The following is a 21215-nucleotide window of genomic DNA, read 5'->3' as shown; positions in this document are numbered from 1 at the left end:
CCAGTGAAACGCCGCCCGTAAGGGCGGCGTTTTTATGTGCTTTCGCCTTAGTACAGAGTAATCTTATACAGGCGCATATTACCCTCGGAAAGTACAGTCTCAAGACCGGGCGTCTCGTCGTTTATCTCTGAGATTCCCCGGAATGTACCAAGCTTGTAGTTATCTCCGATTACACCGGGACTCTTGGGATTTTCAAGTATCAGGATATAGTGAATGTCAAGCTCTTTGGCGGTATTACGAACTTCTTCATCAGAAGCGATATACTTCAGACGCTTTCTCAGGATTGCTGACGCTGGTCTCTCTGAGTCGTCGTAGCCGGTTGGAAAACGCCAGATGACATGCACATTGTTGGTAGCGTAAGCCCAAAGGCTTCCGTCATAGGGGATATTTGCCACGCGCGCGCCGCGCGGAATAATGTTCTCAACGCGGCGTAAAAAGTCTCGCTCACGGTCGGTAAGCGGCTCTTTGTCGCCATATGAGGCTTCAGCTCCAGCTTTGTAGGCGGCAAACGCGTTAGTCGGCTGCGCGTGCTTTGAGGAAGGCATTGCAATGAGGCAGTTGCTCAAAACAAAGACAGTAACAACCGAGGCTCCGACGGCATATTTCCAAAATGGGCGCTTAAGCAGCGTATCGATACGGCAAAGTTGGTCAAAGGCGGCGCATGCAAGTGTTCCGAGGCCGACCGCAGCAAGTGGTATGGCGGTAAGAGCTGCGCTTGCCGCGATACGGAAGGGATCGGTGTACCAAAAGCCCGAAAGAAGGCCTTTGACGGGAAAATCAAAGGTAATGATAAAAGCGCAAAGTAGTGAAACATAAAAGAAGGAAACAGAGAGCCAGCGTCCACGCTTGTTGGTAAACGTCCAAACGATGCCGATAAAGACCACAAGGGTAAGTGCCGGCTGCATAGAAACGAGCTCGCCTCCTGCGTAGGATTCTCCAATATAGTCGAGGCCTATGGCATGGATAAGTGCGTTCAGAGGGTCGGAATAGGAATTCCACCAGAAATTGAGGGCGACGCCGCGTTTTACAACTGCAAAGTAGAGTACGACCCAGATAAGCACGATGGCAGCAAAAAACACAGAAACAAGCGTCCGTGGATTGAGTTGCTTGCCAAAAAGGGTAACGTGTCGTTTTGACTGTCCGATACGGGCGAGACACCAGGGCAAGAGGATGATAATGCTTGAAAAAATGGTGGAGGCGTGCAGGACAGTAAGACTGATGCCGCCCAAAAGGAAGGTGACGACAAGCCACACAAGTTCGTGTTTGGGCGTTTTTGAGCGAGTCATCTGCATAAAAACCCAAAAGATGCTCGGCATGGTGCAGAAGGCAAGGGTGTTTGGATAGATAGGTCCGTAGATAAGAAGCGCCCACGGAAAGACGGCAAACGCGCCTGTGACAAAGGCGCCGGCGAGAAGTGCGCTGCGATTGCGGGGAAACGTCTTTGCAATGAAAGTCGTCATCGAAAGCGGCAGAAGAATAGCTGCTCCCACAAAGTTCAGAGCATTTCCGGCAATGGTCACGTCAGTGTGTATAAGCTGCGTTACCAGTGCCGTCAGGATATTCCATCCGCACGGATAAAACCCTAAAGGTCCGGGCTGCCAGGGGATGATGGCGGTGTCAGAGGTACTGTAAAAATCATAGCTGATAGAAGAGTAGCGTTGGGAATCAATCATAGCTTGGGTGACATCCAAATGGCGCGTAATGTCCCAGCCCTGCACGAAGGATCCGGCATTTGAAAGGGAAGTGACGTAAAGCAATGTTGTTGTTACAACGCCGACAGCCACATACATAAGAAGGATTTTCCAGTCGAGAGGGTCACAGGCAAAGACAGTATCATTGGCGCTGTTGTTTGCGGTGCTGTTTGTACTACTCTTTGCACCGCGCTTCTTTGAGTTGATTCTTGCGGCAATATAGGCGATGCCTGCAACAAATAAAGGGATACCCAGCATGAGTGGGAGGTACGCCGGAATATGCAAAGCGCTGAAAACCTCTCCGGTGATAAAGATAAGGCCGCAGCTGACAAGAGGAGCTGTAGGTAGTGTCCAGCTGATAGGCATACGGGATGCTTTGAGAAAGAGTGTGCCGGGAAGGTAAAGCAATGAGCAGAGCGCAAGGACGGCAAACCAAAACTCAAACCACATGAAATCTCCGAATCAAATCAAATTGATATGCCAAAGTCTTATCAGTATAGACGTCGTTTTCTGCCGTGCTGATGATATCAGGAATTACGACAATCTTTTCGTTGCCGAGCGTAGGTAAAAGTGTAGAAAAACGTGAAAAGGGCCGCAAAGCAGCCCTTGAACAGTTGGTAGCCCGTACCAGATTCGAACTGGTGATCTCCGCCTTGAGAGGGCGGCGTCCTGAACCGCTAGACGAACGGGCCGTATGTTGTTTGGAAGGACATGGCTGGGATAGAGAGAATCGAACTCCCGTTGACGGAACCAGAATCCGCTGTCCTACCGCTAGACGATATCCCAAGATGTCATCCCTTACGCATAAGCGCGAGAAATAACTATAAAGGAGCGGTGATAGGTATGCAAGTGAGAATATCAAGAAATTTGAAATTCCCTTGTAAGCAATCACTTTTTACGGTTTGGCATATCTATGCGTTTCGTATGGAGTACGTTTTTTGTGGCGGCCAAACATCCAGTGCATGCTGAGCAGGCTGTTTGAGCGCTAGGAGCCGCGGCAAGACCGCCTTTAGCAGTTTCTCGGAGTGTTGCCGGGAGCGCGGCGCCAACCTCTGCCATGGCGCGGACAACCTCGTCAAAGGGAATGGGGTTGCCGATGTTTGCAAGGGCGAGCTGCGCGGAACTGATAGCTGCAGCCACTCCGATGGCATTGCGATCTTGGCAAGGATGTTCCACGAGTCCGTGCACAGGATCGCAGACCAGTCCTAACAGGTTGGAGAGGGCAATCGAAGCGGCGTCAAGACATTGCTTAGGGGTTCCGCCGAGAAGTTCAGTTAGGGCTGACGCGCTCATAGCCGCTGCAGAACCAACCTCAGCTTGGCATCCGCCTTCAGCGCCCGAAACGCTTGCGTTGGTAGTCAGAATAGCGCCAAGAGCCGCGGCATTCCAGAGCGCGAGAAGTATCCGGTCATCTGTTGCGTGCAAATGATTTGCCACAGCGAGAACAGTTCCTGGTACAACGCCAGAGGCGCCTGCTGTAGGAGCCGCAACAATGACTCCCATGGTCGCCGAACGCTCAAGCACCGCCATGGCAAAAGCTACCGCCTGCGTTTGCACCGGACCCATGAGAGCGCCAATCAGAGCGGGGTCGCTCTGAGCAACGGCCTGTGCCTGCCCATACAGCAGCCCGCCAATGGATTTTCTTGGGATTTCAATTGTGTCGCGTACCTCGTCTTTCATGGTATTCAGCACGCGAACCATTTCTTTTTCACTGTCGGCTTCCGGCCTGAGAAACTTCTCGCGCCGTTGCATAACCTCGCCGATGGAGGCACCCTCACGTTCACAAAGAGCAAGCAATTCAGCACCGTTGTCAAAATTGATTGCGAGCGGACCGGCCGATACGGTAGGCGCGGCTCCGGGAATAGAGACCTGAGCCGCGAGAGCCACATAGGGAGTTTTGCGGAAGAGATTGAGCGTGTGCGCCGATACCGCCTCATCAATTTCAAAAATGGTGTACGCCATACCGCCGCGCGCCGCCCGGAACGTACGCATAGTTGCAACATTGATGTGTTGTTCCGCGAGAATGGCCGTCAGAGCAGCAAGAACGCCGGGAGTATCCTTATGAGAGACAAAAATTGTCGGCATGTCACCGGTCATACGGACGCGTGCGCCATTGACGCCGCTGATGCGGATGCGTCCGCCACCGATGGATTCTCCCATGACCGATACGCAAGCTTCATCTGCGCCGTGCATGCGTACCTCAACCGTATTAGGGTGGAGACTCTCGTCGTCGCCCTTCTCGACAATGTCAAAGGGAAGACCCTGTTCTTTGGCAAGAGCAAAGGAGTCGCGAACGCGCGCGTCGTTAGGTGAGAACCCAAGCATGCCGGCAATTAAGGCCTGGTCAGTGCCGTGCCCTTTATGCGTATGAGAAAATGAGTTATAGAGAAAGAACTCTACGCGCGCAAGCGGTTTTGGCGCCAGCGATCGCGCTACCAGTGCAATGCGAAGCGCGCCGGCGGTATGCGATGAGGAAGGGCCAACCATAATGGGTCCTAAAATCTCAAGCGCAGACATGGTCATCATAGAAAGCTCCTTGTATATACAGGAAGCGCGTGTGCAATGTCAGAACGAAGCGTACGCGCTATTGGGCTATCGCAAGCGCTCGCTTAAGGCGGATAAGAGCGGTTGTTTTGCCGAGAAGCGCCATGGACTCACCGAGTGGCGGAGAGACCATGTTGCCGCACTCGGCGACACGGATTGCTTGAAATACCACTCGTTTTTTGAGGTTAAGCTGTTCCGGCAAAATCTCAAGCGCTTCGTCAATGTGTACGGGAGTCCATTGCGAAACAGGTGAGAGCATGGCATGCGCAGCCTCAAGAATCGTGTGTGCTCCTTCCTTGGCGAGACTCTTGGAGACGCTCTTCTCGTCAAAGGTAACTTCGTCTCCTTCGTAGAGGAATCGAGCCTTCTCTATAACGTCAGGGGAAACGGTAGTGCGAGGTTTGAGAATCTCGGAAAGCAGGTCATACCAAGCGGGGCGCGCGGCATAGAGCTTTTCGACATCTGCTTCAGTGTCGGAAGCGTTTTCAAGACCTGCGCGGATAAGCTCGGGGATGAGAACGTGCGTCGAGAACGTTTTATTGTCCATGGCTGAGAGATAGGTTGCGTTTATCCAGTTCAGACGCTCCGGATCTGATTTTGCAGGATTTTTTGAAACGTGGTCGAGCGAAAACTGAGAAGCCAGGGTAGCGCGCGGAACGATGGTGGTTTCACCGTCCAACGACCAGCCGAGAAGTGCCAGATAATTGACGAAGGCATCGGAAAGATATCCCGCGTCACGATACTCTTCAACAGAGGTGGCACCGTGTCGTTTGGAAAGTTTTTTACCGTCAGGCCCCAAAATCATGGAAATATGCGCGAACTCAGGCACCGGCGCGCCGAGAGCTTCGTAGACCATGATCTGGCGGGGAGTATTGGACAGATGATCGTCGCCTCGGATGACGTGCGTGATACCCATCATGGCATCGTCAACGACGGTCGCGAAGTTGTAGGTTGGCGTACCGTCAGAGCGGAAGATGATAAAGTCGTCAAGCTCGCGAGCGTTGAATGTGACATCGCCATGCACCGCGTCATGAACAACAACATCGCCGCGGTCAAGCGGTACCTTAATTCGGATAGTGTAGGGCTCACCGGCCTCAATACGCACTTGAGCTTCAGCGGGGTCAATGTTTCTGCAGGTACGCTGATAGCCTTGGAATGGGTCATGGCGCTGCTCCGCCTCTTTTTTATCTGCGGCGAGTTTCTCGGGCGTGCAGAAGCACGGATATGCCTTGCCCTTTGCCAGCAGGGTGTGTGCGGCCTTACGGTAGATCTCCAGGCGTTCGGTTTGAGCGTACGGTCCGAAGTCACCGCCCTTATCGGGGCCTTCATCCCAGTCAAGACCAAGCCAGCGCATGGCACGCAGGATGATCTGCGTATTCTCGTCAGTGGAACGTGCGGGATCGGTGTCATCGATGCGCAGAATGAAGGTACCGTTATTGGCGCGGGCAAAGGCCCAGTTATAGATAGCGGTGCGAGCGCCGCCGATATGCAGTTTTCCGGTGGGCGAGGGAGCAAAGCGTACGCGGACCTGTTTATTTTGGGACAAAACTCCTCCTAACAGTCGGCGTCTTCGGGGTAGGCAATCCGAAGGGCCAAAGATACACGGCTGGCCATGAAATAAAACTACTCAATACTAGACAACTATGTAAGTATATAGCTCCAGTGATTTCAATGTATTATGAGGCTCCAAACATATTGCGCTCGTTAAACTCAGCCTGAACGGTGCGAATCATGAGGTCAACGTCATCAAGACCAAGGTGCCGTTCAGCTTCGGTTGCCGCAAGCGTGCCGCGGCGTCGTGCCCAGTTCTCAAGGCTTGCGGGTCGTGACGCGGGGAGAAGAGAACGAAATTCCGGATCAAGGCGGCGGCAGATCTCACGGGTATCGATAGGGATAATCTTACCTTCTTTGCGAGCCTCCGCATAGCCATCTATCTGCAGCATAAACCAGGAATCTTCAAAAGCGGCGTTATGCGCTATGAAGGGAACTTTTTTCATCACAGTCAGCAGCGCCTTTTGAGCGGCTTTGTTTGAGCGAAATGTCGGCTTTCCCTCAAGATCTTGCCAGGTGATATGGTGAATCTCTGTCAGAGGTACGCCCTTCTCGCGGTAGAACTCTGGCATTCCGAAATAAGCTGTATGAGGGTTAACCGGTACCGTCTGAGGACCAAGATTCCAGAACTCAAACCCAACATTGATGATGTAACCCTGATCGGGAAAGCGAGACGTCGTCTCAATGTCGATACCCAAAACGGTTCCTGAAACCGGCTTTTCATGGTAGGCGAGCGTCAGGTCGGTAAGCGTGGGTCCGGCAGTCTTCATGACGCCAGCCTCACGGCGATGCTGCAGTTTTGCTACACCTCGCGCAGTATCTTCAGTGGTGAGTCCACGCGCGAGTGACACACCGTTGGCGTTTCTCAGACGCTCGGCGCCGTACAGGTCGCAGACCTCGCGGTTACGGTCGGCGAGCTGACGCACGAGGTCAAAAGAGAACGGAAGGCTGTCCTTTGGAGCCGCGTTCCAGGCATCAAGCAGTGTCTTAAGGGCGTCTTCATTTTTGAGACGCTCTGCGGTCAGTACGGCGTCATCGTTCAAAAACCCTGGTATCAAGTATGCACTGGCGTGTTCGATTGCCTGACTGAGTTCCATGGTACCTGCCTTACTGTGGAGTATCGCGCCCACGAAATCGGGTGCACGCGTACATCGCGAATTTTTTGTCAGATACTAGGGTAGTGCATGAGCACGTCGAAAACGTACGAGCTTGATGATTTTCTCGCCTGTCACGCAAAAGCTATGATTATGTTTGATTGCATGCTAGGCTTAATGCGAATATACAACTTTGAAGGAGTGACCTTGTTGTCTGTGACAAAAGAAGACCTCGCAGTTTCTCGTGATTTGCTTGAGTTTATCGATCGAAGCCCTTCAATGTTTCACACTGCAACAACCGTGCGTGCACATCTTGAGGCGGCTGGCTACGTCTATCTTCCCGAGGGCGCTGCGTGGAAGGTTGTTCGCGGTGGCCGGTACCTTACCGTGCGGAATAATTCTTCTGTCATCGCATGGAAGGTTGGCGAGAAGTTTGACAAAGCTGATGATTTTGACGGCACCGCGCCGTATCATTTTCAGATTGCCGTCGCTCACGGCGACTCTCCCTCCTATAAGGTGAAAGCGGTGCCTGAGTTAAAGGGTGAACAAGATACCCTGCGTCTTTCTGTGGAAGCCTATGGAGGCATGATTGATCATACCTGGCTGGACAGACCGCTTGGTCTTGCTGGTCGCGTACTGGTACGTTGTGGTTCTAAGATTGAGTCGCGCCTGATTACTATAGAACGAGATATTGCCCTCATTCCCAGCCTAGCAATCCATTTAAATCGTGGTTCGGGGGCTGGCTCCTGAGCTTAATCGGGCTGTCGATCTCATGCCGCTTTTCTCGGCTGGCGAGCTGTCTGAGGGCGCATTCAGGCAGATGATTGCCATGGAGGCGGGAGTTGACGCAAGCGATGTTCTTTCATTCGATCTCTTCCTCGTTGATCATACCGGCGGACGTATCTGGGGTTACAAGGATGAGTTTGTATCCGCAGGGCATCTGGATGATTTGCAGTCCGCCTATGCCGCGTTGAAGGCATTTCTTGCATCTGATAACGACTCAGATATTTCCGTCTACGCTTGCTTTGATAATGAAGAGGTGGGCTCCAATACCAAGCAAGGAGCCATGTCTACGTTTTTACGTGACACGCTTGTGCGCATTAACAGCGCGCTTGGCTTGAGCGAAGACGATTTTCATCGTGCTCTTGCAGCTTCAATGTTGGTGAGCTGTGACAATGCTCACGCGCTGCATCCGGCTCATCCTGAGAAATACGATAGCACCAACCAATGCAGACTTAACGGAGGCATTGTCATTAAGGAGGCTGCCCGCCAGTCGTACTGTACGGACGCGGTAAGTCGCGCTGTTTTTGAGGAGATACTGTCAGCTCGTAACCTACCTTACCAGGTCTTTGCTAATCGTAGCGACATGCCGGGCGGTTCGACTTTGGGCAATCTCTCAAATATACAAGTGAGCATGCACGGCATTGATGTAGGACTGCCCCAGCTTGCCATGCATTCAGTCTTTGAGACGACAGGGTCGCGCGATACAGCTTTGGGAATACAGGCTCTTCTGGCATTCTATGATGCTGATATTGTCATTTCCGAAGCGGATAGCATAAAAATATCGTAGTACATGTTCTGTTTTAATCACCTCATGCGATGTACCCAACGCGCCCCTCTAAGCGCGAATAGGGAAAGAACCAGGCAGCTGAGCATGAGGGCAAAGCCAAGGACAAAAAGGATATCGTAGCCGGCAGTCGAACCGTCAACGATAAGGCTCCATACCACCAAAGCGATTGCCGACATAAGCGAGCTGACAACAGCGATTCGAGAGTAGATGAGCGTATAGTCCTTGGTACCGAAGACCGCGCGAACCAGGATGGGCGTCTCAACAGTAGTCATGGCATACACTACGCCAAAGAGAAAAGCCCCCGCAAGCATGAGAGGCAATGAGGCTATCTTGATCCAGAGCAGCGCTAGACCGGCAATACCACAGAAGATGCCGGCGTAACAAGCGACTTTTTCCGACTTGTCATTCAGAGCTCCGAGTGCTACCTTCCCAAGGGCTTGTCCGACCATGACGGCGCCCGCGATAAGGCCACCGGCAGCGGCAATCTCAGGCGCAGTATCGGAAAATGTAGCGGCGTAGCTGGGGAAAAATTGTGAGATTTGCTGATTGAGCGTGATAAGGGCGTAGAATGCCCCAATCATAAAGAAGGCCGGCATGCGCAAAGCCCTGTTTGCCGGAATACCTTCATCAAGGGTTGATTTTGCACACGAGTTGGTGCTGGCATTGACACTGGCACTAGCATCGACGCTATCAGCGTTTTTCTCACCCGACCCCATAGGAAGAAGCCCAAGATCGGAAGGCCTGTCGCGGACAATACAGAAGGTAAAGGGCAGCGTACATACGAGAATGATTGCGGCGAAGATGAAATAGCACATGCGCCATCCCTCGGCTCCGCTTGCTATAAGAGCTGACCCAATGGGGTTAAAAAGAGCGCCTCCGATACCGGTAAAGGCAAAGCAAAAACCAATAAAGAAGCCGACTCGCTCTGAGAACCAGTTGCCTATGAGTGTCGGCACAGCCAAAAAGATAAGGCCTGGCAAACCAATTCCGATGATGACGCCGCAAACGTAAAGCTGCCAGACTGACTGTACTAGTCCCATGGTGCCGTAGGCAAGGCCGCAAAGGAGCGTATCTATCGTGAGAACCATGCGCATGCTGTGCGCCTTCAGCAGCCGACCCGTGATGGGAAGGGCAATCATCATCGTAAGGCAGATAACGGAAAAGACGAGTGAAAAGCTGACTTTCGGCACGTTGAAATACTGAGTGACCGGCGTAATGAATATGCCAAAACACGTCAGAATGATTGCGCAGGGAAAAAACATGATGGCGACGCATGCCGCCACAATGGCATACGCATAGTTTTGCCCGTGGCGGGGCGTGGCTGTGGGTTGTGACATAGCAATCCTTTTGCTCGGTAATTTTGTCAGATATTGTACCTGATTGTCCAAACGCCCTTCTCGCCAAAGATATAGCGAGAAGGGCGTGTAGCTGAGGCATAGTTCGTTTCAAAAACGTGCTGATGCTTTATGCGCTGGAGCGGGAGCGGCTTGGTACGTCAGCGCCGCTTTTTATGAGTCAGATCCGCGGCGGTTTTCTCCTTCGAGCGCTTTGATGGGTCCGATGTCTTGCGTGGTCTCAAGAGCGCCGAGGTAGTTGCCTGCATCATCACGGACGGCAAAATAGCGGACGTACAGAAACTTTCCCATGGCCTTGAACCAGAACTCTGAGACATCGCGCTTGCCGCTCTTGAACTCAGTTAAGATTCGCCGCACAACTTCTTGGCTTTTAGGCGGATGGCAGTCATACACATCACGACCAAGACAGCTCTTAGGACGCGGGAAGGCGCGGGTGTCTCCATGGCTGAAGTAGCGGGTCTTATCGTTGGCATCCACAAAGGTAATATCTAGAGGAATGGTCGCAAAAATGCCTTCAAGCTGAGCAAGAGTGAGCTCACCCGTGGACAGGCGAATCGTTTCATCTGGCGATGTAGCTGCATGAGAGGCTCTCTCTGAGCGATTGTCCGCGTAATCGCCACTTGCCACGGCTTCCATCTCTTTGAGCTTGTCGTTTGCAAGCTCGAGCGGGTCTGCATGCCAAGCGGGAGGATTGACGCCAAAGGCGTGACCGAACTCATTTTCCTCTGCGGCAATTTGAGTCCATTGCGTCGCGGAGAGATGCTCAAGGGAGAGTGGAATCAAAACGTTTTCTTCCTTGCTTACCATAGACTCGGCGTCCTCAACGGCTTCGTCAAGATAGTCGGCTACACCTGATAAAAGCTGGGAGTCATATGTGCCGTAAGCGGTTTCAAGCAGAGCTTCGGCGCCGTGTACAGCATTTCTTACCTCGTCGTCTTTGCCCCACATGACTTTAGAGGGTCCGGTGATATCGTGACGCTCAAGGTGGGGAAAGAGCAGCTCTTCTTTGCGCTTGTAATGAATGAACACCTCGCTGAAAGTTGCTATATCGGCTTTCAAAAGAGCGACGATGCCACTGCGCTCATCTGCGGAAGCGGTGTCGGTTAGTGTACGGACTCGTCTGACATCGGGTTTTACGCGGTCATTGATGAACGACATGATGCGTTCGTTTTCCTGACGCATGGTCCATATGGGATGACCGGGCGTTTCTTCAGCGGCTCCGGTAGATACGCAAGAAACATGGCCTTCAAAGAGCGACGCATGAACATCACAGAGGCGAAGGACTTTCTCCATAGGGACACCGCCGGCGATAAGTTCCTGCTCAGCAGTGGAAATCTCGCCGCCAGAAACGTCTTTGAAGTTGCGGGCAAAGTCCTCGCGAACGCTTTCAATATCTTCACCGTCATTTAGGCGCTCCAGGTATTGGGCGATGAGAGCTTTGCGCTCTTCGGGAGTCTTGGCGAGAGGGATGTCATTTGCTGCGAGAGGCGCCTCGGCGGTACCAGCGGTGTCAGCGCCGTCTTTTTCGCTGACGCCGGTGACAAAGGTCGCGGTGGCTTTAGCGGCCGCGACGACGGATGAGCCAAGATTGTTTTTATCCGCTACGTCCTCATCTCCTTTAATGACAAATCCATGGGCGCGAAAAACGTTTTTGAGTTCTTCAAGATCGACGCCCTTATGAGCGCAACCCTTGGGGATAGTCATAAAGCGACCCATCGTCTGCAGACGACCGGGCTCGGTGATTTCCTTAAATCCGTTGTCGGCCATAAGGCCTTTGATGACAGGAAACTCCGTGCAAATCTCATAGACGGACTTATCCAGATCCAAAACATTGCTCATGTGTACTCCTTTCGAGTGACTTGAGGCAGGTGGCTATCGGTTACAGCGTGCAAGCAGAATCGTATAGAGCCATACGCAAAAGTCTACTCCGGTTTACTTTATCGAGGAGCAGTTTGGCAGATTCTTACCGAGAAGAACGTTGTAATTACAACATTTTAGAGGATTTGACAGATATCGCTCTTTTTTGCCTGTTACGCAGCCTTTCCAAGTGTGAAGCGCAAAAGCACGGGATTATGATCGCTGTAGGCAAAGCCTGTATCAATGTTTTCTGCCTGTGCTTTCACGTTATCGGAAACAATCCAGCCGTCAACTGTGGTGGTGTAGGTGTGTCCTTTGGTATAGGGAATGTCGTCACCGCGGCAGCTGGGGACGTCGGCCAGATTATCGGCTTTAACTACGGAGAATCCTTCCGGCAAGTCGGAATCCTTGAGCTCAGCAACCCAATCTGGGACTTGTTGGTCGGATGGGTACAAAGAAAGGGAACCTGCAAGCGCGTGGTTCCAATCGCCGCCAGCGATGACGTAGTTGCCCTTGGCTCGTTCCTCGGTAAGAATATCCCGAAGCATGGCAAGTTGTTTGGCACGCATGGTGCCTCCGGCATCGTAAGCGGACATATGCGAGTTGATAAGTACCAGCTCGTGTCCGTCATCGGTGGGATAACGCGTGACCATAAAACAACGATCCAAATCAAAGAATTTTGCAAAGAATGACTGGTCAACAGGATAGCTACGCCGTGTGCTTTCTGTGGCTGCTACGCTAGAGAGGGTCATAAGACCCGCGTCCACGCTTCCGTGGAATTCAGGAATCGGGTAGGCAAGAAAGCCGGTATGGAAGTTTTGCGCGTAGTAGGAGGCGTCCTCAGAAAACTTTGAGTTTGTCGCCTGCACCTGATTAACGTGATAGCTCCTGTCAGAGTTTCTGTCTACTTCCTGAAAGAGCATAAAATCGGGAGCCGTCCCATTATGAAGTGAGGCAACAGTGTCAAGCGCGCCTTTGGTGCATGTCTCAACGGAATCTTTGCTGACTGCGCGGCCGTGCTCGCCTTTAGTGCGCGTTCCGTCAGCCATAATGCCCTCGTCCATAAAGAAGGTATAGTCGGGAGTGTAGGCGCCAAATCCAATATTGTACGTTGACGCGGTGTATTCTTTTCCAACCTCGACACGGGTAGTAGCAGGGGAGGCTCCGTCATTGGCAATCGATGTATTGTCAGGGATGCGATAGTAGTTAAGCTGCAGGTACAGAAGATATCCGCCAAAAACGAGTGCGATGGTGATACCAAGGCCAAGCAAGACTTTAAGAGTCCTCAGGACGTATTTTTTCATGTAGCCTCCTACGTGAGCAATGACACACTGTTATTTTTGCGTGACACAACGTGCTCTACACTGCTGCTATCTGCAAGGTATTCGTATCGTACGAGTTACATCATAGCGCGCTGCAACCATTTTGAGTGTGAAGGATCGTTGAGCGCCGCTCGCAAGACATAGTACGCTATGCTTTTACAGCGAGAAGTGCTTCTCGCCGTGCTGTCTATGAGTAAGGATTTTGGAATATATGCCGACCACCAACGTACAAAAGATTGCTAAGGGCCAAAAAAAATCCGGGTTTACGACGGAAGTGCAGTGTGTACATCAAGAGCTGTGGGCTTCCGAGAAAGACCCCGCATGGTTTACCTATGATGTGCTTGCTGAAGACCCGACAACGCACGCGCGCGCTGGCGTTTTCCATACGCCACATGGAGATATTCCCACGCCTATCTTTATGCCGGTCGGCACGAAGGCGACGGTCAAAGGTCTTTTGCCCGGCGTTGTTGAGAGCTTGGGAACCAAGATTTTGCTCGCCAATACCTACCATTTAAGCCAGCGGCCTGGCGATGAGCTTATTGCAGAGTTGGGGGGTCTCCACGCGTTCATGTGCTGGAACAAGCCGATTCTGACGGATTCCGGCGGCTTTCAAGTATTTTCGCACGAGGAATTTATGAAGCTCTCAAATGAAGGTGTGAAGTTTCGCGCGGTAGACTATGACGGCGCCTGGTCGTGGTGGACGCCGGAGACCAATATGCAGATTGCTCAAAATCTCGGCGCAGATATTGTTATGCAGCTTGATCAGTGCGTAGGTTACCCGTCGTCACGCAGTAAGGTTGAGCGTTCTGTTGAACTTTCCAGCCTGTGGGCGGATCGCTGTTTTCATGCTCATACAAGGCCGGACCAGGCGCTTTTTGGAATCGTGCAAGGTGGTATGCACCTTGATTTGCGCCGTCGTTCAATTGAGCACCTAGAGCAGGCGGGAGATTTTCCCGGATATGGTATCGGCGGCTATTCCGTAGGAGAGCCGCATAAGGTGATGTTTGAAACGCTTGAACCTTTATGCGCGGAGTATATGCCACGCACTAAGCCTCGCTATCTCATGGGCGTTGGCAATCCGACAACGCTGATACGCGGTGTGGCTGCGGGTATCGATATGTTTGACTGCGTGTTGCCCACACGGACGGCTCGCATGGGCACAGCGTTTTCATACGGCGGCCGCATGAATCTGAAGAACGCCCAATACGCTCATGACGCAGACCCTCTTGATGATCAGTGCAGCTGCCCGGTCTGCAGGGGAGGCTATACGCGCGCCTACCTTAATCATTTGGTACGCCAGCATGAGATGCTCGCCGGTGAGTTGCTCTCGATGCACAACATTTATTTCCTGCTTGATCTTATGCGCCGTGCGCGTGAGTCTATCCTTGCGGGGAACTATGGTGAATTCGTGACAAAATGGCTGGAGTCGGGCGCAGTTAAAGACTTCTGACAATGTGAGCTTGGCAGTGCGGGTACAATAGGGAGCGATAAACACGTGCGGGCGTCCAAGATGCCCCGGGCTGGCTTATGCCGCCATGACTAAAGAAGGCTTGTATGCATCCCGTTACCTGGCCGACAATCCCAGGCGCAGATACCCTTAGAGAGAAATGGGGCGTCGCGCATGGCTAATATTACTTCCAGTTCCCGTTGGAATATTCTGCCCCAAGATTCCAAACTTGAGCAGGAGTTTATTCAGAAGCTCTCCGTCAGCCCTTTGGTGGCGCGCGTTCTTGTTGCGCGCGGTTTTACTACGGTTGAAGCGGCTCAGGCGTTTTTGACGCCTCAGCTCGAACGAGACTGGCTTGATCCACTCACGATTCCTGGCATGGATGAGGTCGCCTCGCGTGTACAAAAGGCTATTGAAGAACATCAGCGTATTGCGGTATTCGGGGATTTTGATGTCGATGGCATGAGTTCTACCTGCCTTCTGACGCTGGCGCTGCGCACGTTTGGCGCTGAGGCCAGGCCCTACATTCCTCATCGTTTTGGCGAGGGATACGGTCTTTCTTCCAAGGCGCTTGAGCGGGTATTTGCCGATGGAGTCCCTGACCTTATTATTACCGTCGACAATGGAATTGCCGCAGCCGCAGAAGTTGAAGGGCTCCAAAGGCGCGGCGTCGATGTTGCCATCACCGACCATCATGAGCCGGCTGAACTCGTGCCCCAAGGGGTGCCGGTGACCGATCCCAAGCTGACAGCCGACTGTCCTTCTCGAGAACTTGCCGGTGCGGGTGTGGCACTCAAGCTCGTAGGAGAGTTGGGACGGCGCCTGGGGAAGCCTGATTTGTGGAAAGACTATCTTGATATTGCGACGCTGGGAACTCTTTCTGACATGATGCTTCTGAATTCAGAAAACCGCGCGCTTGTTGCGGCCGGTATCAGTCGGATACGCGAAGGCAAGAGACCGGGTCTCGTGGCTCTTGCGGCCATCTCAAACCAGAACATAGCAGAGATGACCGCCGACAGTCTTCCATTTTCTATCATCCCCCGACTAAACGCCGCGGGGCGCATGGGTTCTACAGAACTCGCGCTGTACCTGCTGTTGTCTGAGGATCCTCAAGAAGCGACCATGCTTGCAGGCAAGCTTGAAGAGATCAATACCGACCGCAGAACCATTGAGTCTCAGCTGACTGAAGAGGCTCTTCTGCAGGCAAAAGAGATTTATGACGGCGGGCGCGCCATCGTTTTGGCAGGCGAAGGCTGGCATGAGGGTGTCAAAGGCATTGTCGCCTCCCGTGTGGTCAACCGCTACCATGTACCTTGCATCCTCTTTACCATTGACAACGGGATAGCCCGCGGTTCCGGCCGCTCCATCGGCTCGGTTGATCTTTTTCACGCGGTCGAGCAGTGCTCTGATTTGCTTGTTCGTTTTGGCGGGCACCAGGGCGCCGTTGGCGTTACGATACAAGCCGAGAAGCTCGATGAATTCCGCCGTCGCTTATCTGCGGTTCTCGCCCGTCTTCCGGAAGACGAATTTGAATTAACGGGAGAAGTGACTGCCTTAGTCAAGCTCTCCGAGATAAACGTCTCATCCATTGAAGCTCTCGAAGCTCTTCAACCCTTTGGACAAGGTAACAAGAAGCCTCTCTTTGCTGTACAAGGCGTTTCTATGCGCAATCGTAACCGCGTCGGCGCGGCAGGAGTGCATCTTACGTTTATGGCAACTGACGGTTCCTCCTCAGTGGCTTCCATTATGTTCAGGGCTCCCCATGTTGAAGCCGCATCTGAATATGACGGCGCGGTTGACCTGGTTTTTGAAGCTGTCAGTGAAACGTGGCAGGGGCGCACCAAGCCAAAGCTCATGGTAAAAGACATTCTCTACCGGGATGATTCTCAAAATCCAGCTGAACGAGGATCCTTTTTATCTACAGACGAGCGTGCTCTTGTTACATCTGTACCGGATACAAACTGTACGGCTCAAGAGGAAAACGCGGGTGTCCAGAGACGGGCGGAACTTGCGCTGCTTGGCTCGCAGGAACTCACCGATACGCTTCGTCAGTTGTTGATTAGCAACGCCTTGCTTCTTCCGGCACAAAAAAGAACGCTTGACGTATTGGATGAGGGAGACTCTGCCTTGTGTGTTATGGCAACGGGTAGGGGAAAGTCTCTCATTTTTCATATCCATGCGGTCCGCCGAGCGCTTCTCGCCCATACTGCAAGCTTATTCGTATATCCGCTGCGGGCGCTTGTAAACGATCAGGCGCATCATTTTGAGAGCGCGTTTGCAGCGCTCGGTGTTACGGCGGCAACCCTTACCGGTGAAACCGCGCAGGACGACCGAAAAAAGATCTTCCGGTCGTTAGCAGAAGGTTCTGTCGATGTCATTCTGACGACACCGGAGTTCCTCTCCTTTCATGGAGCGGAATTCGCCGAATCAAAACGCGTTAGTTTTGTGGTTATCGATGAAGCTCACCATGTTGGTCAGGCGGCAGCGGAGGGGCGCCATGCCTACGCTAAGATGCCTCTCATCTTGCAGCAACTTGAGCATCCGCAGGTTTTGGCTCTTACCGCAACCGCGAAATCCGATACCGCCAAGACTATCTGCCACCTTTGTGCCATTTCTGAAAACTATGTCATCAAGGACGCGACAGTCAGAGACAATCTTCGTCTGAGGGACGCCCGCGAAATACAGGACAGAGAAGCGGCTCTTACCTGTATTGTCGCTTCTGGCGAGAAGTGCGTCGCATACGTCAATTCCCGCGAACAGGCGCAGTCAATCTGCCGTATGCTCCGTCATGCTATCCCTGACATGGGGCATGAAATCGCGTTTTATCATGCAGGACTGTCTCGTCAAACACGCGCCGCCGTCGAGCGCGCGTTCAGAAAGGGAGAAGTTACATGTGTTGTGGCAACCAGCGCGTTTGGTGAGGGTATCAATGTCGCCGACATCCGCCATGTTGTCTTGTACCATCTGCCGTTCGGACGTGTCGCATACAATCAGCAAAGCGGCCGCGCCGGTCGTGACGGACAGCCTGCCCACATACACCTGTTCTTTGGCGCTCATGACATGCGCATTAACGAACGCATTCTGTCATCTTCCGCGCCGGATCGCGCCGCGCTCATACCGGTGTACCGTGCGCTTATGACGCTGTTCCGCCGCGCACAAAAGACCAGCTCAACCCTTCAGGCGTCAGATGAAGAGATAGCCTCTTGTGCCTGTGAGATTGAGCCGCGGTGCAAAGCTGACGCAAACAGCGTCGCCTGCGCGCTTGACATCTTCTGCGAACTTGGCTTTCTTACTTTGCAAGGCTTTGACGCAAAGCGTAACATTTCAATGAATCCTGTAGCGGCACCTATGGATTTGTATGCTTCAACTCGATATGCTGAAGGCTTGAAAACGCGGGAATCGTTTGAGGCGTTTGCGCAATGGGCGCTTTCCGCGTCACCGGACGAGTTGCTCGGTGCTGTGAACAAGCCCATTGTTCCTGATTTTGGTGAAGAGGTTGACGGAGGGGAGGATGTTTCACATGGGTGAACAAAAGACTCCGCATGAGCATGTAGAGCAGAAGTCATCGGCAGGACAGAGCAAAGAAGCGACAGCTGCAAAGACTCGTTCTGTTCCTGGCGCCGATAATTTCAGGCTGCTTGAAAATGCTTGCCGCACCTATCTCGTTCCGGAATCTTGCGAGAAGATCAACAATGCCTATCGTTTTGCCGCTGAGTACCATAAAAACCAGCGCCGCCGCTCCGGAGAACCCTACATCAATCATCCGGTTGAGGTGGCGCTCATATTGGCGCAAGATCTCCACATGGATGAAGATACTATCTGCGCTGCCCTCTTGCATGACACCGTTGAAGATACGTCCGCCACACTGTCAGAGTTGACGGTGCGTTTTGGCGAGCAGGTCGCTGAACTTGTCGATGGCGTCACCAAGCTTACCTCCATTGAGGTCTCCTCTATGGACGAAAAGCAGGCGTTGAATCTCAGAAAAATGTTTCTCGCCATGTCGAAGGACATTCGCGTAGTCATTATTAAGCTCGCTGACCGTCTGCACAATATGAGGACGCTGGCGGCTTTGGCTCCCGACAGACGTCTTTTCAAAGCGCGCGAAACCATGGACGTATACGCGCCGCTTGCTGACCGTCTTGGCATTTCATCAGTAAAATGGGAGCTTGAGGATTTGTCTTTCTTCTGGCTTGAGCCCGAAGAATACCAGCGCATTGCTCGCATGGTGCAGGATTCCCGCGCGCAGCGCGAGGACGATACCAACGCAGCAATCAAAACGCTTACGGATGAGTTGGACTCTGTTGGTCTGAAAAACTTCCAGATTACCGGACGCCCCAAGCATCTGTGGTCGATTTATCAAAAAATGGTGCGTAAGGGTCGGGAGTTTTCCGACATTTACGATCTTATCGCTTTGCGCGTCATCACCCAGTCGGTGCGCGACTGCTATTCGGTGCTCGGAGCTGTGCACTCACTGTGGCATCCGTTGCCCGGCCGCTTTAAGGACTATATCGCTACGCCTAAGGCAAACCTGTACCAGTCATTGCATACTACAGTCATCGGTCCCGATGGGCGTCCCATTGAGATTCAGATTCGCACGGCTGAGATGCACGAGGCTTCCGAATACGGTATCGCCGCGCACTGGCTCTATAAGAAAGAAGGCAATTCCAAGGGTCAGATGTCGTCTGAAGATCGTATGGTCAACTCGACTATCAACTGGATTCGCCGCAGTCTTGACTGGGCGGTTGAAGACGATATCGACAATCCGCATGAATTTCTCAATGATCTTCGCGTTGACCTTTTTGAACACGAGATCTTTGTATTTACGCCGAAAGGTGAGGTTATTAGTCTGCGGCGCAATTCGACGCCCTTGGATTTCGCGTATGCAGTCCACACGGAAGTCGGCAATCATTGTGTTGGCGCTAAGGTCAACGGATCGGTCGTTCCGCTTACGCATACGCTTGAGATAGGCGACCGCGTTGAGATACTCACCAACAAAAACGCGCGTCCTTCTCGCGACTGGATGACGCTTGTACAAACGCCATCTGCTCGCGCTAAGATCCGCAAGTATTTCGCGGAAGCGTCAAAGTCTGACGATACCGAACGCGGTCGTTCGGAGCTTGCAAAAGAGCTGCGCAAGCGCGGATACGGCATCTCAACCATGCGTACCACTAAGGCTCTAGCCAAGGTGATTGAGCAATTCGACTATCATACGGTCGATGATTTGTTTGCCGGCATCGGAGCGGGCAAGTGCTCTATTAAGCAGGTAGTCAACAAGGTCAGCGAAATTCTCGAAGAGGGAACTCCTGAAGCGCTTGCGCAGGCGGAGCGCGAACGCGAACAGCGCGCCGCCAAAGAAAAGGCGCTCCTGCAGAACAAGCCGCTTACGACCGCCTATGCCATTTCTCGGACTTCTCGTGACAACAAGCGCAAGCGCAACAATTGCGGTGTGGTGGTACAGGGAGATTCCGATCTTTTGGTACATCTTGCGCATTGCTGCAATCCTGTCGCGGGAGACGATATCGTTGGCTTTGTAACCCGGGGGCGCGGCGTTTCGGTGCATCGCGCAAACTGTCCCAACGTGCGCGACCTTCTGACCGAGAAAAACGCCAACCGAATTATCGACGTTGCATGGGATACGTCCGGCGCGACCGAGTTTCGTGTTGAGATTGTTGTGGAAGCAACCGACCGCACAAGCCTGCTGAAAGACATCACCATAGCCTTGTCGGATTCAGGCGCGAACATCCTGTCCGCGGCAACGCAAGTCGGCGGTCAGGGCATTGTGCGCATGCGCTTTTTGGTGGCCATTTCTGACGCCAGCCTTCTGGATACGCTTCTTGCGGCCGTGGCGCTTGTACCTTCAGTTTATGACGCGCGCCGTATTATGCCTGGTGAAGGCGCTAATCAAATGAAGAAACGGAGAGGTTGATGGCACAATCCACTCAGATGAGCGGCCACGGTTGCTGTGGTGGACATGAAGAGCACGGGCACCGAGAAGAACATGAGTGCTGCGGCGGCCACGAGGGTCATGAGGGTTCTTGCTGCGGCGGCCATGAGGAGCATCACCATGGTGGAGGCTGCTGCGGTGGTTGCGGGCATCATCATGATCGAGTAGGCGTTTTTCGCGTTGGTCCGCTTGAAACGAACTGTTATGTGTATATATCTGGCGATGACTGCATGGTCATTGACCCGGGCGCTTCAGGAGCCAAGATTGCCTCGCAGCTTGTAGGTCTCAATCTCAAATATATTGTAGCAACGCATGGACACGCCGATCATGTAGGGGGCGTAAAGGCTCTTAAGCTGGCTGCGGGTGGAACCTATCTCATCAATCAAGAAGATGACGAGCGCGCTCGCCACGCCTCTGAAAGCAATCCTGTATATGATGACGCTCCCAATCCAGACGGGTATCTTGCGGAAGGGGATACGCTTGAAATTGGCACGGCGACGTTTCGCGTCATGGAAACGCCCGGCCATACGCCCGGCGGCATTTGCCTTGTGGGTGGCGGCACGGCAAAAGGAGCCGTTTTTGTTGGAGATACGCTCTTTCAAGGTTCAGTTGGTCGGACAGATCTTGAAGGGGGAGACGCAACGATTCTGGCAGCATCTTTGTATCGCCTGACGCATGAGCTTGATCCTACGTCTCTTATTCTTCCGGGGCATGGTGCGCAGACCGAACTGGCTCAAGAGATTGAACAAAATCCGTTTCTCTCGTAAAAACGAGTGAAAACTCTTGCAAAAACGTTTCTTTCGCAAGACAAGCGCGCATGAGACTGGTATAGTACCCATG

13 protein-coding genes and 2 tRNA genes are annotated in these 21215 nt (G+C 52.8%); 6 read left to right on the top strand and 9 right to left on the bottom strand.

Annotation, left to right across the window (positions count from 1 at the left end):
* Window positions 1-47: 47 nt before the first annotated feature.
* From HMPREF1527_RS02650 to HMPREF1527_RS02625, 6 genes are all read right to left on the bottom strand, one after another.
* Window positions 48-2141, bottom strand: a complete 2094-nt coding sequence (locus HMPREF1527_RS02650) for a DUF6541 family protein (RefSeq protein ID WP_016477154.1) — start codon at window positions 2139-2141, stop codon at window positions 48-50.
* 165 nt (window positions 2142-2306) lie between these two features.
* Window positions 2307-2383: transfer RNA gene (locus HMPREF1527_RS02645), tRNA-Glu, on the bottom strand.
* Between the two features lie 20 nt (window positions 2384-2403).
* Window positions 2404-2477 (bottom strand) — tRNA-Gln (locus tag HMPREF1527_RS02640).
* 102 nt (window positions 2478-2579) lie between these two features.
* On the bottom strand, window positions 2580-4217 hold the full coding sequence (gene sdaAA / locus HMPREF1527_RS02635) for an L-serine ammonia-lyase, iron-sulfur-dependent, subunit alpha (RefSeq protein WP_016477153.1): 1638 nt from the start codon (window positions 4215-4217) through the stop codon (window positions 2580-2582).
* A 58-nt stretch (window positions 4218-4275) separates the two neighbouring features.
* The gene (gene gltX / locus HMPREF1527_RS02630) at window positions 4276-5781 is read right to left on the bottom strand and encodes a glutamate--tRNA ligase (RefSeq protein ID WP_016477152.1); all 1506 of its coding nucleotides are present in this window, start codon (window positions 5779-5781) and stop codon (window positions 4276-4278) included.
* Between the two features lie 130 nt (window positions 5782-5911).
* The gene (locus tag HMPREF1527_RS02625; RefSeq protein WP_016477151.1) at window positions 5912-6883 is read right to left on the bottom strand and encodes a hypothetical protein; all 972 of its coding nucleotides are present in this window, start codon (window positions 6881-6883) and stop codon (window positions 5912-5914) included.
* Window positions 6884-6970: 87 nt separating this feature from the next.
* Between HMPREF1527_RS02625 and HMPREF1527_RS08005 the strand changes: the two genes are divergently transcribed.
* Both HMPREF1527_RS08005 and HMPREF1527_RS08000 read left to right on the top strand, forming a co-directional pair.
* Window positions 6971-7630: a hypothetical protein gene (locus tag HMPREF1527_RS08005; protein ID WP_016477150.1), complete on the top strand. Its 660-nt coding sequence runs from the start codon at window positions 6971-6973 to the stop codon at window positions 7628-7630.
* Window positions 7608-8450, top strand: a complete 843-nt coding sequence (locus HMPREF1527_RS08000) for a hypothetical protein (protein WP_016477149.1) — start codon at window positions 7608-7610, stop codon at window positions 8448-8450. The genes HMPREF1527_RS08005 and HMPREF1527_RS08000 overlap by 23 nt, the downstream gene beginning before the upstream one ends.
* 17 nt (window positions 8451-8467) lie before the next feature.
* On the opposite strand, the gene HMPREF1527_RS02615 is transcribed toward HMPREF1527_RS08000, so the two are convergent.
* From HMPREF1527_RS02615 to HMPREF1527_RS02605, 3 genes are all read right to left on the bottom strand, one after another.
* Window positions 8468-9787: an MFS transporter gene (locus tag HMPREF1527_RS02615; protein WP_016477148.1), complete on the bottom strand. Its 1320-nt coding sequence runs from the start codon at window positions 9785-9787 to the stop codon at window positions 8468-8470.
* Window positions 9788-9958: 171 nt separating this feature from the next.
* Complete coding sequence (locus tag HMPREF1527_RS02610) at window positions 9959-11644, bottom strand: DUF438 domain-containing protein (RefSeq protein WP_016477147.1); 1686 nt, start codon at window positions 11642-11644, stop codon at window positions 9959-9961.
* Window positions 11645-11835: 191 nt separating this feature from the next.
* Window positions 11836-12966: a hypothetical protein gene (locus HMPREF1527_RS02605; protein WP_016477146.1), complete on the bottom strand. Its 1131-nt coding sequence runs from the start codon at window positions 12964-12966 to the stop codon at window positions 11836-11838.
* A gap of 229 nt (window positions 12967-13195) precedes the next feature.
* On the opposite strand from HMPREF1527_RS02605, the gene tgt reads away from it, so the two are divergent.
* From tgt to HMPREF1527_RS02585, 4 genes are all read left to right on the top strand, one after another.
* Window positions 13196-14434: a tRNA guanosine(34) transglycosylase Tgt gene (gene tgt, locus HMPREF1527_RS02600; RefSeq protein ID WP_016477145.1), complete on the top strand. Its 1239-nt coding sequence runs from the start codon at window positions 13196-13198 to the stop codon at window positions 14432-14434.
* 171 nt (window positions 14435-14605) lie between these two features.
* Entirely contained in the window at window positions 14606-17959 is a 3354-nt protein-coding gene (gene recJ / locus HMPREF1527_RS02595; RefSeq protein WP_016477144.1) for a single-stranded-DNA-specific exonuclease RecJ, read from the top strand.
* Window positions 17952-20357 carry a bifunctional (p)ppGpp synthetase/guanosine-3',5'-bis(diphosphate) 3'-pyrophosphohydrolase gene (locus tag HMPREF1527_RS02590; RefSeq protein WP_016477143.1) on the top strand — a complete coding sequence of 802 codons (2406 nt, stop codon included), beginning with the start codon at window positions 17952-17954 and terminating at the stop codon, window positions 20355-20357. Before recJ ends, HMPREF1527_RS02590 begins: the two co-directional genes overlap by 8 nt.
* Window positions 20357-21142 carry an MBL fold metallo-hydrolase gene (locus HMPREF1527_RS02585; RefSeq protein WP_016477142.1) on the top strand — a complete coding sequence of 262 codons (786 nt, stop codon included), beginning with the start codon at window positions 20357-20359 and terminating at the stop codon, window positions 21140-21142. Before HMPREF1527_RS02590 ends, HMPREF1527_RS02585 begins: the two co-directional genes overlap by 1 nt.
* The last annotated feature ends 73 nt before the right edge of the window (window positions 21143-21215 follow it).

Origin of the sequence: Atopobium sp. oral taxon 199 str. F0494 (assembly GCF_000411555.1) — a bacterium.
GTDB lineage: Bacteria > Actinomycetota > Coriobacteriia > Coriobacteriales > Atopobiaceae > Lancefieldella.
This window is presented reverse-complemented; position numbering and strand designations above follow the sequence as displayed.